The 16,117-nt window shown below is 38.3% G+C and carries 15 protein-coding genes; 13 read left to right on the top strand and 2 right to left on the bottom strand.

Features of this window, described 5'->3' with window-relative positions; genetic code table 11:
* The first annotated feature begins 146 nt into the window (after positions 1-146).
* The 13 genes from V2145_RS11855 to wrbA all read left to right on the top strand — a co-directional run bounded on the left by V2145_RS11855 (position 147) and on the right by wrbA (position 14,019).
* Complete coding sequence (locus tag V2145_RS11855) at positions 147-1,280, top strand: Gfo/Idh/MocA family protein (protein WP_330987771.1); 1,134 nt, start codon at positions 147-149, stop codon at positions 1,278-1,280.
* A gap of 18 nt (positions 1,281-1,298) precedes the next feature.
* Complete coding sequence (locus V2145_RS11850) at positions 1,299-1,769, top strand: C-glycoside deglycosidase beta subunit domain-containing protein (protein ID WP_330987770.1); 471 nt, start codon at positions 1,299-1,301, stop codon at positions 1,767-1,769.
* On the top strand, positions 1,756-2,733 hold the full coding sequence (locus V2145_RS11845; RefSeq protein WP_330987769.1) for a sugar phosphate isomerase/epimerase family protein: 978 nt from the start codon (positions 1,756-1,758) through the stop codon (positions 2,731-2,733). The genes V2145_RS11850 and V2145_RS11845 overlap by 14 nt, the downstream gene beginning before the upstream one ends.
* A gap of 437 nt (positions 2,734-3,170) precedes the next feature.
* Complete coding sequence (locus V2145_RS11840) at positions 3,171-4,592, top strand: MFS transporter (protein ID WP_330987768.1); 1,422 nt, start codon at positions 3,171-3,173, stop codon at positions 4,590-4,592.
* Between the two features lie 247 nt (positions 4,593-4,839).
* The gene (locus V2145_RS11835) at positions 4,840-6,252 is read left to right on the top strand and encodes a DHA2 family efflux MFS transporter permease subunit (RefSeq protein ID WP_330987767.1); all 1,413 of its coding nucleotides are present in this window, start codon (positions 4,840-4,842) and stop codon (positions 6,250-6,252) included.
* A gap of 73 nt (positions 6,253-6,325) precedes the next feature.
* On the top strand, positions 6,326-7,261 hold the full coding sequence (locus V2145_RS11830) for an AraC family transcriptional regulator (RefSeq protein WP_330987766.1): 936 nt from the start codon (positions 6,326-6,328) through the stop codon (positions 7,259-7,261).
* A gap of 100 nt (positions 7,262-7,361) precedes the next feature.
* Entirely contained in the window at positions 7,362-8,309 is a 948-nt protein-coding gene (locus tag V2145_RS11825; protein WP_330987765.1) for a VOC family protein, read from the top strand.
* A gap of 28 nt (positions 8,310-8,337) precedes the next feature.
* A complete protein-coding gene (locus V2145_RS11820) occupies positions 8,338-9,444 on the top strand; it encodes an alpha/beta hydrolase family protein (RefSeq protein WP_330987764.1) in 1,107 nt (368 codons plus the stop codon).
* Between the two features lie 21 nt (positions 9,445-9,465).
* Positions 9,466-10,374 (top strand): fumarylacetoacetate hydrolase family protein, encoded by a 909-nt coding sequence (locus V2145_RS11815; protein ID WP_330987763.1) that lies wholly within the window; start codon positions 9,466-9,468, stop codon positions 10,372-10,374.
* 24 nt (positions 10,375-10,398) lie between these two features.
* Positions 10,399-11,154: a cyclase family protein gene (locus V2145_RS11810; protein WP_330987762.1), complete on the top strand. Its 756-nt coding sequence runs from the start codon at positions 10,399-10,401 to the stop codon at positions 11,152-11,154.
* Between the two features lie 34 nt (positions 11,155-11,188).
* On the top strand, positions 11,189-12,343 hold the full coding sequence (locus tag V2145_RS11805) for an FAD-dependent oxidoreductase (RefSeq protein ID WP_330987761.1): 1,155 nt from the start codon (positions 11,189-11,191) through the stop codon (positions 12,341-12,343).
* 288 nt (positions 12,344-12,631) lie between these two features.
* Entirely contained in the window at positions 12,632-13,240 is a 609-nt protein-coding gene (locus tag V2145_RS11800; RefSeq protein WP_094909682.1) for a flavin reductase family protein, read from the top strand.
* Between the two features lie 167 nt (positions 13,241-13,407).
* A complete protein-coding gene (gene wrbA / locus V2145_RS11795) occupies positions 13,408-14,019 on the top strand; it encodes an NAD(P)H:quinone oxidoreductase (RefSeq protein ID WP_025910328.1) in 612 nt (203 codons plus the stop codon).
* Between the two features lie 55 nt (positions 14,020-14,074).
* Here the strand turns inward: wrbA and V2145_RS11790 are convergent, their stop codons facing one another.
* Positions 14,075-15,103: a serine hydrolase domain-containing protein gene (locus V2145_RS11790; protein ID WP_131886924.1), complete on the bottom strand. Its 1,029-nt coding sequence runs from the start codon at positions 15,101-15,103 to the stop codon at positions 14,075-14,077.
* A 163-nt stretch (positions 15,104-15,266) separates the two neighbouring features.
* The gene (locus tag V2145_RS11785) at positions 15,267-16,025 is read right to left on the bottom strand and encodes an MBL fold metallo-hydrolase (RefSeq protein ID WP_330987760.1); all 759 of its coding nucleotides are present in this window, start codon (positions 16,023-16,025) and stop codon (positions 15,267-15,269) included.
* Between the last annotated feature and the right edge of the window lie 92 nt (positions 16,026-16,117).

The raw sequence follows: 16,117 nt of genomic DNA, 5'->3' as shown, positions 1-16,117 counted from the left end.
TATTAGTAGGAAAAGCATTAAAAATAAGGCTCAAAATCGAAAGTTTACATATTAAAAAGTCAAAAGAAAAAAGAGTGATTCAGCGATAAAATTAAAGATGTAAACGGATTCAATTTAAATTATTAATGAAATGGAGTGTATATCTAATGAAGAAATTAAAAATTGGTATCATTGGCTGCGGAGGAATTGCAAACCAAAAACATTTTCCAGCTTTAACTCATTTAAAAGATAGATGTGAAATGGTTGCTTTTTGTGATGTAGTTGTGGAACGAGCTCAGAAAGCAGCTCGTGAGTTTGGAACTGGGGATGCAAAAGTGTATGAGGATTATCGGGAGTTATTGAAAGATGAAACTATTGATATTGTACATGTTTTAACACCAAACGTTATGCACAGTCCAATTACCGTAGCGGCATTTGAAGCTGGAAAGCACGTAATGTGTGAGAAGCCGATGGCTCACACTACTGAAGCGGCTCAAAAAATGATGGATGCATGGAAAAAATCAGGGAAGAAGTTTACAATCGCGTATCAAAATCGTTTCCGTGAAGAAATTCAAGCATTGCATAAGTCATGTGAAAATGAAGAGCTAGGAGATGTTTACTTTGCAAAAGCTCACGCGGTGAGAAGACGTGCAGTACCAACTTGGGGTGTTTTCCCGGATAAATCCCAGCAAGGTGGTGGACCTTTAATTGATATTGGAACACATGCCCTAGACATTACGCTGTGGATGATGAACAACTATAAACCTGTGTCAGTAACTGGATCAGTGTTTCATAAGCTAGGTCAGTTACCTGAAGCGACGGAAGGGAACTTATTTGGTGAATGGGATCCTGAAACGTTTGAAGTAGAAGATTCTGCATTTGGCTATATAAAAATGGAAAACGGAGCAACTATTTTCTTAGAGTCTTCGTGGGCATTGAACGTATTAGATGCGAGAGAAGCAGCAACAACCCTTTGTGGAACTAAAGGAGGAGCTGAGGTCATTTCAGGTATGGGCTTTAAAGAGAAAGAGCTTATATATAACTCTTCCCACCATGGACGCTTAGTGGAAGAGCGAAAGTCACCAATTGGAAACATTGCTTACTTTGAAGGCGGAAGCAAATCTCCAGAAGTATTAGAAGCAAAGCAGTGGCTAGAAGCAGTAGAAGAAGATAAAGAGCCGCTTGTGAAACCAGAAGAAGCTTTTGTTGTGACTAAAATTTTAGACGCTATTTATAAATCAGCAGAAACTGGTAAGGAAGTTGTGTTTGAACAGAATGAAAATGTTGCCGTATACAAATAAGAAGCGGGAGGGGATATCATGACTTTTGTAATGAGATTAGAATTTGTGGATACAGTATGCGACGACAGTCTTATTCATACCTATGTGAATAATCAAAAATTAGGCTACGAATTCCAAGTAAGACTTAGCTATTACCGAGGCCACTATTTATCATGTATTGAAGAATTGAAAGTAATGGTTGATGGTGAAGAAGTTGACCCAACGGATATGACGTTTTGTCTGAATAATAAAGAATTTACCATGGCACAAATTCCTTATTTAATTTCAGAGTTTTGGAAGGTTAATGAAGCAGCAACAATAAAGGTATATGCGCCTGGCGGATTGGAAGATGGAGAGCATACAATCGACGTAACGCTTTTACTACGCAATGCCTATATGTATGTTCCGGGTAACACCCCAAAACATAATTATGCTGTACTGAATTCTTCTGGTAGTAAAACGCTACCTGTAAGGGTAAAGAAGGGAGTAAAAGTCGATGAATCAAATTAAGCTAGGCGTTTCATTATTTAGCTTTTCGACCGATTTTGTTAAAGGTAAGCTCTCACTTGAAGATTGTATTTCTTCTGCTGCAGAAATTGGTGCTGAAGGCTTTGAGCTAGTTGGAGCAACGATGCTTCCTTCATATCCTTATGCGACAGATAAAGTAATTAATGAGTTTAAGGCAATGACAGATCACTATGGAATTGATTTTGTGTCCTATGGAGCAAGCGCCGATCGAGGCGTCATGACGGGAAGGGACCTCACTGACGATGAGTTAGTGCAATCAGCGATTTTAGATATAAAGACGGCTAACAAATTAGGGTGTAAGATGATGAGAGCACAGCCGCATCTATCGCCAGCTGCTATCGAAAAACTAGCGCCATATGCAGAAAATTACGGAGTAAAAGTGGGAGTGGAAATTCACAACCCGGAGATTCCATCCTCTCAAAAAACAAAGGCATATGTAGAGATGTTTGATAGAGTAGGATCTGAATATATTGGTCTTGTACCGGATTTTGGATGTTTCGCTACAAAACCTAATAAAGTATACTGGGACGAAGCGCTAGAAAAAGGAGCTCCTCTCAAGCTGTTGGAACTAGCAGCGAGCTTACGTTATGATGGTGTTCCAAAAGATCAAGCCATGAAGCGTTTAATTGAAGCAGGAGCTAATAATGCAGTTATGGGTGCTTTTCAAGGAATGTACGGCTTTGTCACATTTTCTCGCAAGCCGGATTTGGAAGGATTAAAAACTATTATGCCATATGTTATTTATTTTCACGGTAAATTTCACTATATGTTCGACCATCTTGAAGAAGCTAGCATTCCCTATGAAGATATCTTAAAAGTAATCCAAGGTGCCAACTTTAACGGATATATTATGTCTGAATATGAAGCATCTGACCAAGCTGTTGAAATGACTAGAAAGCATTTACAAATGGAAAAAATGTTATTAGGAAGACAATATCAAGTATAAAGTAGAGGCTGGGGCATAAGGGTTCAGTCAGTGATCTATCCGAACTATTGGGAGTTAACTACTTTCGATAGCTCGGATATTTTTTGTTAGTTCGGAATTCAGGTTTAAAAAGTAGTGTCATGGTGTGTAAGATAATAGGCTCTGCTTTCTCCCTGTGAAAGCTAGTGCCTGCAGCACTGGAACCTCTTTCTGTATTAAGAGCTATTGCAAAAGAAATAGATGAATTATTAATCTTCTTTTCTAGCATGAAAAAAGAAGGAGATTAAATATTAGCTGTTGTAGGTGTAAGAAATACATATCGACCGGGTGATAAGCTATATAAAATAAAAACAAGAAAGCGTTTTCTTTTTAGGGATAAGAGAGTGGATTGAAAGTAGAAGACAGAAAAATCTAATAATTAATTTAGCTGCTTGAATTATGTATAAGGGGTGAAGGGAATGGAGAGAAATTTAAATACGAGTCATGCGGTAACAGAAACGGTTGTTTCACATTCTACGGTAGAATCGTCTGAAAAGTTACCGTTATCAACAAAGATAAGTTATGGTTTAGGTGACTTTGGTAGTCAATTGTTCTGGACATTTAGCGGATCGTACTTAACAATTTTCTATACGGATATAGTAGGTCTTACACCAGCAATTGTAGCAATGATTATGCTAATCTCTCGTATTTGGGATGGAATTAATGATCCTATGATGGGCATGATTGCTGATCGCACAAAATCAAGGCACGGAAGGTTTAGACCATATATTTTGTACGGGACGCCGCTTTTAGCTTTATTTAGCGTACTCACCTTTACAGCACCAGGCTTTGGAGGGAGTCTAGAAGCTAAAATTGCTTGGGCTATCTTTACGTACATTGGGCTTGGGATGTTATTTACGTTAGTAAATTTACCTTATGGCTCCCTTGGAGCGGTTATAACAAAAGATCCTGGAGAAAGAACTGCGCTTAGCTCGTTTCGGATGCTTTCCACAAACTTAGGTACTATTTTACTTAGCATTATCACAATGCCGCTTATTGTTTTCTTTAGTGGAGGAGCGGGAGAACAGATAACGGCTCGAGGCTATACGATTACTGCTTTTATATTAGCTCTTATAGCTGTACCAATGCTGTATCTCGTGTTCTTTAAATGTAAAGAAGTGGTTCAGCCAACGTACACAGGAAAAATATCCTTTGAAAAATCATTAAAAGCTATATTTACTAGCAAATCATTAATCTGTATTTTCTTTATCTTACTACTATCTCTGACTGCATTTTTTGGTAGAATAGGCATTCAAATCTATTATTATTTATATGTTATTGAAAGAATGGATTTAGTTGCTTTATTCATGCCACTGCCAGCGATAGGAGCAGTATTCGGAATTATGCTTTTTGCGAGGTTTGCTAAACGATTTGGTAAGAAAAGAATGCTTTATATTGCTTATACAGGATCTGCGTTGTCGTTAGTATTTTTATATTTCGTTGATTACAGTAATTTACCACTGCTGTTTGCTGGTACCTTTGTATTCGGATTAATGCAGTTTTCAACACCAATCGTTGTTGCAATGGTTCCAGATGCCATCGATGAAATTGAGCATAAGAACGGCATACGCATTGATGGAACCGCTTACGCTGCAACGAGCTTATCCACAAAGTTTGCAAGTGCATTAGGTGGAGCTGGAACAGTAGCTTTATTAGGTTACTTTGGATATAAAGCAAATGCTGAACAAACGGCAGAAGCCATCAATGGTATTAATGTTGTGGTAAACATTGCTCCAGCGGTTTTATTCTTAATAGCCATTATCCCTGTTATGTTGTACGGTTTAACAGAAGATAAGCTAAAAACAATTCAGGATGATTTAAACCAACGTGCAAGCTCGTAAAGACAGCTCTTTCTAATAGTTACAGTTTAAATATGAAGCACGCATCTTCGATTATGGAGAAGCGTGCTTTATCGTGGTCAGAAGGATAACAAAAAGGTGTTAATTTTTAACCTGTGTGTATGTCTCTTAAAAGAAAAGATAAAAAATGACCGCATGTATAAAAAAAATGCGGCAGTTTTTAACCAGTAAAACAATTAAAATAAAAATAAATAAACATATCATATTGAAAATATAAGGAGTCGATCAAATGCAGGAACAAACGATAACACCGCCTGTTAACAGAAAGCTGTTGATGATGGTTCTACTGGCAGGTGTTTTTTTAGCTTTATTAAATCAAACGATTTTAATTACAGCACTTCCAAAAATTATCAGTGATTTTGGAATTCAAGCAAGTCAAGCGCAGTGGCTTATTACATCATTTATGCTTGTTAACGGTATTATTGTACCAGTATCAGCATTTTTTATTAGTAAATTTTCTACGCGCCAGCTCTTTTTTACCTCAGTCATCATTTTCTTAGCTGGAACAACGCTTGGAGGCATCGCTCCTACATTTTCCGTATTGCTTGCTGCGCGCTTTATTCAAGCTGTTGGAGCTGGAATTATCATGCCGCTTGTATCCAATATTATTCTATTAATTACTCCTCGGGAAAAAAGAGGATCAGCTATGGGGCTAATGGTGCTTGTAATCTGCTTTTCACCAGCAATAGCTCCTACGTTAGCGGGGGCAGTAGTTGATATATTTTCTTGGCGATATTTGTTCTACGGCACGCTACCTTTAACATTAGCCGTTTTAATCATGTCATTATTTTCGCTGAAAAATGTAACTGAAACCAATCAAGCTGAAAAACTAAGTATACCTTCTGTTTTCCTATCAACAATAACTTTTGGATCCATTCTCTATTCTTTAAGCTTAGCTGGAGAATTAGGGTGGATGAATCAACAGACAATAATGTTTGGAGCGGTTGGTATTGTTGCACTAATTGCACTTATTGTCCAACAATTGAAGCTAGCTAATCCAATGCTTGAACTGAGAGTATTTAAATATAAAATTTTTACATTTTGCTGTGTGATGATGACCGTTGCATTTGGAACAATGCTAGGGGTGGAAACGCTGTTGCCAATTTATACGCAGGAAGTGGAAGGAGTCTCTGCTCTTGAATCAGGACTCATTTTATTACCTGGTGCCGCCTTGATGGGAATTATGTCACCGTTTATAGGCCGTTTTACAGATAAAGTAGGAGCTAGATCACTTGTTATTGCAGGTTTTTTAACCATTACTCTCTCAACAATTCCTTTATCATTTAGCGGTTTACAGTCTTCGATTACATTATTAGTTGTTTTGTATACAATTAGAATGGTAGGGATTGGTCTTGTCATGACACCTTTACAAACAGCTGCGATGAATGCTATTCCTCAACGTTTAATTGCTCACGGGGTAGCAGTATACAGCACGTTAACTTCAATAGCTGGATCAGTTGGAATATCGGTAATTGTTAGCTTATATATGAATATGACGAATGGATTAGCCTCTGAAAAAATAGCATTAGGCACAACGTTTCTCATCATTACAATCATTAGTGGCTTCACAATACTATTAGCTCTTAAATTAACCAAACAACAACGTGTAGTACGCTCATCTGAAATGGCAAGTGAAAAATAAGCAGCATTGAAAAAGAGATTTACTTATGAGTAAATCTCTTTTTCGTATTATAAAACTAAAAGGAGCTACGAACATGAAATATCCTTACGAACAAGTAAGCGTGAATGAAGATTTACCTGTGTTCACCATAATGACAAGCGTAAAAGTTGTATCAAAGCATTGGCATAATCGAATTGAGTTCTTATTTTTACTAAAAGGACAGGTGGATGTGTTTGTTGGTAGTAAGAAATATACATTATCACAAAATGACTTACTCCTCATTAATAGCAACGAAGTGCATGGTGTTGAAAGTAATCATGATAATGTCATTCTTATGGTTCAAATCCCTATTTTGTTTATAAAAAAGTGCTATAAGTCGATTGAGCAAGTACAGTTTGAATGTTACTCAGCCGGAAAACAGAATCAGCAACAGTATAATGAGATTCGATCTTTACTCGCACAGCTTTATATGACTTTGGACAAAAAGAAGAATCATCATGATTTAAAAGTCCATTCTCTTTTACTAGATTTGCTTTATCAATTAGTTAGTCGCTTTAAAGTAGAGAAAGGAATACGAGCAGCCAAGAAAGATATTGAGCGAATGAGTCGATTAACAGAATATATTCATAAACATTATATGCACCCAATTACATTAGATGAGCTAGCTGCAATTGAACAGCTAACACCGCCTTATGTATCAAGATATTTTCAGAAGCAAATGGGGCAAACTTTCTTAAAATATGTAAACGGCGTTCGGCTGGAGCATGCTGTTCATTATTTAGTAGAAACGGACATGTCCATTATCCAAATTGCTTTAGAGTGTGGCTTTGCGAATCTAAATTCATTTCATAAATTATTTAAAGATACATTTCATACTACGCCGCAGCAATATCGAAAAATGCACGTACACCACTTAAGTAATGAAAGGAGAAAAAAGAATAAAAAACAATATGATTTTATTGAGAAAAACGATAGTCAATATTTACATAAATATTTAGAAAAAGATAAAAAACAGTATGATTTTTCTTAAAAAAGTAAACGTTTTCAAAGGTGTTATTTTCTATAATTAAGGTAGATAAAGCGCTGTAATGCAGCGTTCAAAAAATTCTTTATTATAGGAGGTAGTATAAATGTATAAAAATCTACATTATTTTTCCCATCTTGCACACGTTGAATTAATGAGTCCGAAATTAGAAGAGTCAGCTAACTTTTTCAAGAATGTTATTGGTTTAGAAGAATCAGGGCGCAGAGGGAAATCCATTTACTTCCGTGCTTGGGGAGAGCATTATCATCATAGTTTGAAAATTACGGAAGGGCCAGAACCGGGACTTGGCCATATTGGTTGGCGTGCTGATAGCCCAGTTTCTTTAGAAGAAGCAGCTGCGCATTTAGAAAAAATGGGTCAAGGAATCGGTTGGGTTGAAGGAGACTTAGGGCATGGAAAAGCCTATCAGTTTCAATCTCCAGATGGTCATTTAGAAGAAATATTCTGGGACGTCGAAATTTATGAAGCGCCGACGTTACTTCAAAGTAAGTGGAAAAATCGTCCGCAAAAAAATCCTGGACGTGGTATTTCACCTCGCCGTCTTGACCATATTACGCTACACAGTAACGATGTAGCCAAAGACCGCGAATTCTATCAAAATATTGGATTCCGCTACAACGAAGGAATCTTTTTAAATGCAGAAGAGCCTGGAAGCCCAGAAATTGGTGCTTGGCTTTCAGTAACCAATCTTTCTCACGATATTGCATTCTTAAAGTCTCACACTGGCAAACCAGGTGGTTTTAATCATGTATGCTATGCGGTGGAAAGTCGTGAAGAAGTATTATTAGCTGCAGATCACATTTTAGAGAGCGGATACGAGCTAGCGATGGGAGGTCCGACGCGTCATGCTCTTGCTGAAGGATTTTTCTTTTATGTAGATGAGCCGGGTGGCAATCGATTTGAATTATATGCCGGTGCCCATCTTGTCTTTGCGCCGGACTTTGGTCCATATCGTTGGAGTCTAGAAGAAAATCCAAACGATGCTTGGGGTCGTGAAATGCCTTGGGATAAATCCGGAAAAATCATTAAATAACAACGATGAGATGAAGGAGTGTTTGTGAATGTGGCGTTATTTTCCTGATAATTATATGTGGTCATATCAAATTGTAAGAATGATTAGCCAATCATATTTTGGGGGAGGAGAGGTTAATGAAATTTTAGATGCTGCGAGCAAAATGGAACTTGGCGATTTTGAAAGCTTTCATCGAGAGTGGATGAACACAGGTCATAAAGCGTTATCTAAAGCCAATGATGCAATGGATAAGGGTAATAAAGAAACCGCTCGTGAAGCTTATTTACGCTCAGCAAATTATTTCAGAACCGCTGAATTCTTTCTTCAGCCTGATGATGAGCGCAAAATTCCAACGTATTTAAAGTCAGTTGAGTCGTTCAAAAAAGGGAGCGAATTGCTAGACCACCCACCAAAAGTAGTGAATATTCCATTTGAGCACGCATCTTTGCCTGGTTATTTCTTTGAAGCACCAGGTCAAAAGAATGGTCCAATGATGGTGATGTTTGGAGGTCTTGATTCTACGGCTGAAGAGCTATATTATGGGCCGGCACAGTTTTTAAATGCACGAGGCATTTCGTTATTAGCTTTAGATGGTCCTGGACAAGGTGGAGCTCTTCGTCTTCACCATATCCATTCTCGTCATGATTATGACGTAGCTGGGACGGCTGCTTATGAATGGGCAGTAGATAATCTAGATGTTGATCGGGATCGAATTGGTGTTATGGCTGTGTCAATGGGAGGTTATATGGCTGCACGCTGTGCCGCTTTTGAACCACGATTTAAAGCATGCGCTATTTGGGGAGCTGTGTACGATTATAACGATGTATGGGCGAAGCGTCCTGACAATCATCCGCTAGCAAAAATTTTACAGCATATTTTTGGAGTGGAGGATATGTCAGCAGCGCGAGCAAAGCTTCAGCACTATAACTTAAGAGGAGTAGCTGACAAAATTAAAGCTCCAACTTATATTATTCATGGTGAAGATGACCATCAAAATAAAGTGGATAATGCGTATAACGTATACAATGACTTAACGTGTTCCAGACACCTGAAAATTGTTCCAAAAAGCAGCCCAGGCTCATCACACTGCCAGGTTGATAATATTACAGAAACCTATGAAATGTATGACTGGATCAAGGAACAATTAGAGAAGTAATTGAGGCAGGAGGCTATATAAATGAAATTTGTAACCTTTTATAACCAGGTAGGGAATCAACGTGCTGGTTGTTTGAAAGATGATCAAATAATTGATTTAGAGAAAGCTTCCAACGGAGACATTCCAAGTTCAATGCTAGAAATTATCCAAAACCAGCAAACCTATTTGCCTTTCATTCAAGAACTGTTAAAGTCAGAGGAAGTTTCTTCTCAGTCTATTGACGAGGTAAAGTTGGCACCACCTCTTTCTAACCCACCGAGCTTTCGTGATTTTGTTGCGTTTGAGAAGCATGTCAAAAATGCGACAAAGCGAAATGGTGATAAAGTGGCACCTGAATGGTACGAAATGCCAATCTTTTATTTTTCCAACCCTCACTCTTTGAAGGGACCAAATGAAGAAGTGAAGAGACCGGCTAAGTGTATGCGTCTTGACTACGAACTAGAGTTGGCGTGCATTATTGGTAAAGAAGGCATAGATATTAAAGCAGATGAAGCGGAAGAATATATTTTTGGTTATACCATTTTAAACGATTGGTCTGCGAGAGATCTTCAAATGAAAGAAATGAAAGTGCTCCTTGGACCAGCTAAAGGAAAAGATTTTGCAACATCCATTGGCCCTTATATTGCTACAAAAGAAGAGTTTGAACCATATAAAGTAAACGGACGTTTTGATTTGGAAATGACGGCTAGTGTTAACGGGGCAGTCCTTTCCAAGGGCAATTTTAAAGATGTATTTTATACGTTTGGTGAAATGATAGAAAGAGCATCAGAAGGAGTGAAGCTATACCCAGGAGATATTATTGGGTCTGGAACCGTTGGTTATGGATGTATTATGGAGTTTGGGATAGAAGTACACCGTTGGCTGGAGCCAGGGGATGAAGTGGAGTTATCAATTACAGAGCTTGGTTCATTAAAAAATATAATCGTTTAAGGAAGAAAGGATTGAATTATATAAATGAAAATCGTTGACCTTAGCGTTTCGATAGAAGAAGATTTGAAAGATCCGCTGCCATTTTCGATTCGATATGAAACGCATGAAGAAGGGGCAGATTTCGGAGCAAAATTAGTTGGAGTTTCTCCAGATGACTTTCCAGAGAGAAAAGGACTAGCAGGCGAATTTATGACTTTAACAAGTCATGCCGGAACCCATGTAGATGCTCCGTGGCATTACTGGCCCACAGTTGAAGGAAAGCCTTCTCGAACAATCGATGAGCTTCCTTTAGAGTGGTTTTTTAGCGATGGTGTTGTACTAGATTTTACCGATAAACCACCTGGATATGCGGTGACGGTCCAGGATCTAAAAGCTGAACTTAAGCGCATTAACTATATACTAAAGCCGTATGATATTGTCATGATTCGTTGTGATGCTGATAAACAGCGGTATAACGTTAAGTACAGTGAAATTCATGTAGGCGTGACGGCAGAAGCAACGCTATGGCTGACTGGACAAGGCATTAAAGTAATGGGGACAGACGGTTGGGGCTGGGATATTCCGTTAGCAGTTCAAGCAGCTGATTATAAAAAAAATCCAAGAGACGGGGTGCTATGGGCAGCTCATTATGTTGGAAGAGAAAAAGAATACTGTCAAATTGAAAAACTAGCAAATCTAGATCAATTACCACCTTATGGCTTTAAGGTTTCAGTTTTTCCCGTCAAGATAAAAGGTGCAAGCGGAGGTTGGACGAGAGCCGTAGCTATGCTTAATACGTAAACTAAACCTTTGTATAAAAGGAGAGTGATGAGTGATGAAAGATAGACAGGTACAAAATGTTTTAATTGTCGGCGGAGGCATTAGCGGTTTATCTGCTGCATTAGCACTCCAAAAAGCTGGAATTGAAGTAGAGGTTGCTGAAAAAGAGTTAGACTGGAACGTTTACGGGGTTGGTATCATTCAACCACCTAACGCGCTTAGAGCGCTAAACGAAATTGGGTTAGCAGACGCGTGTATAAAACAAGGAACTTCCTACTCGGGCTTTGATTATTACACAGGGCAAGGTGACTTTTTGTTTTACACTCCTTCTCCAACAATTGAAGGGTACCCTGGCGTCAACGGAATTTCAAGACGAAAGCTGCACGAGATTTTGTTTAACGCAGTAGAAAAAGCAGATACGAAGATTTATATGGGCACAACCGTGAGTCAGATTCAAAACGATGAACACAAAGTAACGGTAGAGTTAGATAATGGTATAACGAAAACGTATGATTTAGTAATTGGATCAGACGGAGCAAATTCAAGCCTGAGAAACCTACTTTTTACCGATGTCGAGCAGCGCTATAGCGGTCAGGGAGTATGGCGCTATAATTTGCCACGACGAAAAGAAATTGATAAAGGTCTCTTTTATTATGGAAAAGATTCAAAAGCTGGATTGGTGCCGATGTCTGAAACAGAGATGTATCTGCTTGTAACGACTCATGAACCTGGAAATCCCAAATTTCCTAAAAGCGAGCTCCATTATTTATTAAAGAAGCGGATTTCTGTATTTGGAGGTGTCATTGCGGAAGTAGCTGAACATATTGTTAATCCAGACGAAGTGGTATATCGTCCAATTTTTACGCATTTAATGCCAAAACCTTGGTATAAAAACCGCGTCGTGCTCGTTGGAGACGCTGCACACGGTACTGCTCCTCACTTAGGTCAAGGAGCATCGATTGCAATTGAAGATGTCATTGTACTAGCAGACTTACTAAAGCGGAACTTTAGTGTTTCAGAAACGCTAGAAGCATTTATGGAAAAGCGTTTTGAGCGCTGTAAGCTTATCGTTGAAAATTCTAATCAGCTTGTAGAATGGGAACTGTTAAAAGCAGCAGGTCAGCTAAAAGAAAAAGTTGACGTAGGAAAATATGTAAAAGAAACGCTTGAAAAAATGAATGCTCCGATACTAACGGAATTGAACGTGTAAGCAAATTTTTAGTTGTAACCGCTATCGCAATGCTATTAGCCGAATCTACCTCTAGGTTCGGTATTCTTTTGAAAGTTTCTGTTAATTAGCTGTTGACAGAAGAGAAGCATTCGTTTTATAATTATCTCGAATTCAAGATAAAAATAACTTCTTTTTACGGCTTGCAAAAGTAAAATGCATATTTTTTTCGACAAATATCTCGAATTCGAGAATTATGATATAGAGATTAGAGTTTATGCATTTTATGACCGTGGAATTAAATAGTAAAACGAAGTAGGAGTGAGTTCATTGCTATCAATTGATCCATCTGCACAAACGGAAAGAGAAAACTATAAGCTTCTAACGGGAAGCATTATTCCAAGACCGATTGCTTTTGTGACAACGCAGTCAACAAACGGAATAATTAACGCAGCACCTTTTAGCTATTTCAATATTGTCTCTGCAAACCCGCCGATGATTTCGATTTCAGTCCAGCGTAAAAGCGGCGAAATGAAAGATACGGCAAGAAACATTATGGAGAAAAAAGAGTTTGTGATTCACATCGTCGATGAAGACAATGTTGAGCAGGTGAATATGACGGCAGCTAATCTTCCAGCTGAAGAAAGTGAAGTCGAAGTAGCTAAGTTGATTTTGACCGAAAGTAAAAAGGTTTCGGTACCGGGAGTAAAAGAAGCAAAGGTTCGCTTTGAATGTGTACTTGAACAGGCAATTCCCTTAGGAGAAGGTGAAGAAACAAGTACCGACTTGCTTATTGGAAAAGTTGTTCAGTATCACATTGAAGATCAGCTATATGATAAAGGGCGAATTGATCCACACGGCCTTAAAGCTGTTAGCCGCTTGGCCGGCAATGACTACGCTAAACTTGGTGAGACTTTTACAATTGCAAGACCAGAATAATAGCAGTTTCATGTAACAATACATCTTAGAAATAAAACAGAATACCGACTTAAGGGGGTGATTTTACTCATCCAGATGAAACAGCGGTATGAATACGCATATAGAGGTGAAGAGAAATGGGATTTTTAGATAAATTATTTGGAACATCAACTAAGGAGGAAGAAAAAATGGAAAATGTAAAATTAGCGGTTATCTACTATAGTTCAACAGGTACAAACTACCAAATGGCGCAGTGGGCAGCAGACGGTGCAAAAGAAGCAGGTGCAGATGTAAAAGTATTAAAAGTACCTGAAACAGCTCCACAAGCAGCAATTGATTCAAATCCAGCTTGGAAAGCACACGTAGAAGAAACAGCTGCTGTACCAGAAGTAACGCTTGCTGATTTAGAGTGGGCTGATGCAATTATCTTTAGCATTCCAACTCGTTTCGGAAACGTACCAGGACAAGTTAAGCAGTTCTTAGATACAACGGGTGGACTGTGGTTTAACGGTAAATTAGCAAACAAAGTTGTTAGTGCGATGACATCTGCACAAAACGCACACGGTGGTCAAGAACAAACTCTTTTATCTCTATACACAACAATGCATCACTGGGGCGCGCTTGTTGCGTCACCAGGATACACAGATCCAGTCATTTTCAGTTCAGGTGGGAACCCTTACGGAACAAGCGTAACGGTTGACCAAAATGGGAAAATGGTTGAAGATGTGGAAGCAACAGTGAAGCATCAAGCAAAGCGTACAGTAACAGTAGCTGGATGGGTAAAACAAGGCAATCAATAATAGCGTAAAAGCTCAACGTTAATTAGACGTTGAGCTTTTTTATTTACATAAGCATTTAATAAGAGTTAAAAAGTTCTTCTTCAACAGCTTTCATGATAGGAAAGGCCCCATGTGATTTGTTTGAGCAAATAACTGCAGTGACAGAGCACTTTGGATAAAAAGCAGAGTGAAAGCTAACCCCTGGGTCATAACCCATAATATGATATTTGAAAATAGCTCTTTCTCTTTTCTCTATCCACACCCCATAGCCATAAAAACTATTTTCATTATTGGTTTCAGTATGAGGGGTAAGCAAACGCGTAGTATATTTCTTACTGAGTAGCTGATGATTTAAAAGAGAATTCCACAAGCGGTTCATGTCATAAACCGTTACAAACGCTCCGCCATCTGCACCTCCTTTAGCAGGAAGGGAGTAAATATTTGTTTTCCACTTGTTGTCTGGAAAGTCAATGTAGCCAAGTGCTGTATGATTTGGCAAAGCATCGAGTTCAAAATAGCCAGAGCTTGTCATATGTGCTTTATGTAGGATCTCTTTTTCTACGTATGTATGAAATGAAAGCTGAGTTGTTTGCTCTATAATTAAGCCGAGTAGGATATAACCGGCATTATTATAATGAAACTGCTCTTCAACTTTATACTTCATCGGTTCATATTGGAAAAAAGGAAGAAATTCTTCTAAGTTTCTTATTTTGTACATTGGGGTTTTTGTCCACAACTCTTCAAAATCATCCATCACTTCTTCATCAAAATAGTCAGGTATTCCAGCTGTATGCGTTAAAAGGTGATGAACAGTAATGGTTTCATCAAAACGAGGAAAATCAATATCAAGGCAATCTTTTAATCTTGTTTCAAACGAAAGGACGCCTGCTTCTACAAGCTGACAAATCGCAATAGCTGTAAAGAGCTTACAGCCAGATGCAATACCATATCGCGTAGCAAGGCTATTTTTTATTTGGTCAGCTCGATTGGCGTAGCCGTAGCTACTTTCAGCCAGTATATGGTGTTCATCTTTAATAAGAATACTTCCAGAAAAGTTAACTTTCTTTTGGATATCGCTAATAACGCTTAAAATATTCGTATTCAATGTAGTTCCCTCCGCCATCGTTCAGATCTTTTGAAATTATCTAATCCTTTCTCTATGTAGTTACATATTGCAATTGAGATTTCCTTCTAAATGATGTGAGAAGGACATTAGATAAAAGTATAAATGAGCCAGGTTCTTCTGAAGAACCTGGCTCATTAATCTATTAAAAGGAGTAAGCTTCACCGTCTTCTGGAACGAGAAGATGACTACTGAGTTGTTTTTCAGTAGCAAAAAGCTTTAATTCAGCTCTTGATAGCGTCCAATGATTTACGGCTTCCATATGAACGGAAATAATAGTTGCTTCAGGAGCAAACTGATGAACATGCAGGATGTCTTCTTTCCCCATCAAAAGTGAACCGCCTTCAAGGAATTGATTATCTCCACCATTTACAACAATAACGTCTGGCTGGTGGGCTGAGAGATTCTCTTTTACTCCTTCATACCAAACTGTATCACCTGCAACGTACAGCGTTTTTTCATCTTCATGCTTAAAGACAATTCCACACACTTCCCCAGTTAGCTTAAGAATCTCACCGCGGCCATGTTCACCGTTTGTTTTAATTAGCTGTATGCCTGCAAATTTTGTCTGTTCAGTTAACACTTCAATGTTTGTAAAACCAGCTTTTTTTACTTCAGCTTTATCCGCTTCATTTTGTACGAATAACTTTATATCGTTGTCTAATAGTTCTTTAGCAGTCTCATCAAAATGATCTAAGTGCAGGTGAGTGAGAATCACTGCATCTACATTTAATAATTGTGTTACAGGTACTGGTAGCGGCACAAGTGGATTACGTTGATCTTGTCGTACAGAGTTTGGAAATGGAGGGTACGTACCTTGATCCGCTAACATAGGATCAATTAAAAAGGTTTTATTCGCATAGGTAAGAACAAGAGTTGCATTTCGAATTTGTTGGATCTTCATGTTTTTAGCTCCTTTTCTTTAATTTACGTATAGTTTATAGTAAAAGTAACCCAATATTACATAGTGAAAATCAAGTGTTTTCACCGTTTTAC

The organism is Priestia sp. GS2 (assembly GCF_036409025.1).
In the GTDB taxonomy this organism is placed as follows: Bacteria; Bacillota; Bacilli; order Bacillales; family Bacillaceae_H; genus Priestia; species Priestia aryabhattai_A.
The sequence above is the reverse complement of the archived record's forward strand: the minus strand, read 5'-3'. Positions and strand labels throughout refer to the sequence as shown.

Excerpts from the sequence above, each read along its gene's own strand:
- V2145_RS11855 (WP_330987771.1), top strand. The coding sequence starts at position 147 with ATGAAGAAATTAAAAATTGGTATCATTGGCTGCGGAGGAATTGCAAAC.
- V2145_RS11850 (WP_330987770.1), top strand. The coding sequence starts at position 1,299 with ATGACTTTTGTAATGAGATTAGAATTTGTGGATACAGTATGCGACGAC.
- V2145_RS11845 (WP_330987769.1), top strand. The coding sequence starts at position 1,756 with ATGAATCAAATTAAGCTAGGCGTTTCATTATTTAGCTTTTCGACCGAT.
- V2145_RS11840 (WP_330987768.1), top strand. The coding sequence starts at position 3,171 with ATGGAGAGAAATTTAAATACGAGTCATGCGGTAACAGAAACGGTTGTT.
- V2145_RS11835 (WP_330987767.1), top strand. The coding sequence starts at position 4,840 with ATGCAGGAACAAACGATAACACCGCCTGTTAACAGAAAGCTGTTGATG.
- V2145_RS11830 (WP_330987766.1), top strand. The coding sequence starts at position 6,326 with ATGAAATATCCTTACGAACAAGTAAGCGTGAATGAAGATTTACCTGTG.
- V2145_RS11825 (WP_330987765.1), top strand. The coding sequence starts at position 7,362 with ATGTATAAAAATCTACATTATTTTTCCCATCTTGCACACGTTGAATTA.
- V2145_RS11820 (WP_330987764.1), top strand. The coding sequence starts at position 8,338 with ATGTGGCGTTATTTTCCTGATAATTATATGTGGTCATATCAAATTGTA.
- V2145_RS11815 (WP_330987763.1), top strand. The coding sequence starts at position 9,466 with ATGAAATTTGTAACCTTTTATAACCAGGTAGGGAATCAACGTGCTGGT.
- V2145_RS11810 (WP_330987762.1), top strand. The coding sequence starts at position 10,399 with ATGAAAATCGTTGACCTTAGCGTTTCGATAGAAGAAGATTTGAAAGAT.
- V2145_RS11805 (WP_330987761.1), top strand. The coding sequence starts at position 11,189 with ATGAAAGATAGACAGGTACAAAATGTTTTAATTGTCGGCGGAGGCATT.
- wrbA (WP_025910328.1), top strand. The coding sequence starts at position 13,408 with ATGGAAAATGTAAAATTAGCGGTTATCTACTATAGTTCAACAGGTACA.
- V2145_RS11785 (WP_330987760.1), bottom strand. The coding sequence starts at position 16,025 with ATGAAGATCCAACAAATTCGAAATGCAACTCTTGTTCTTACCTATGCG.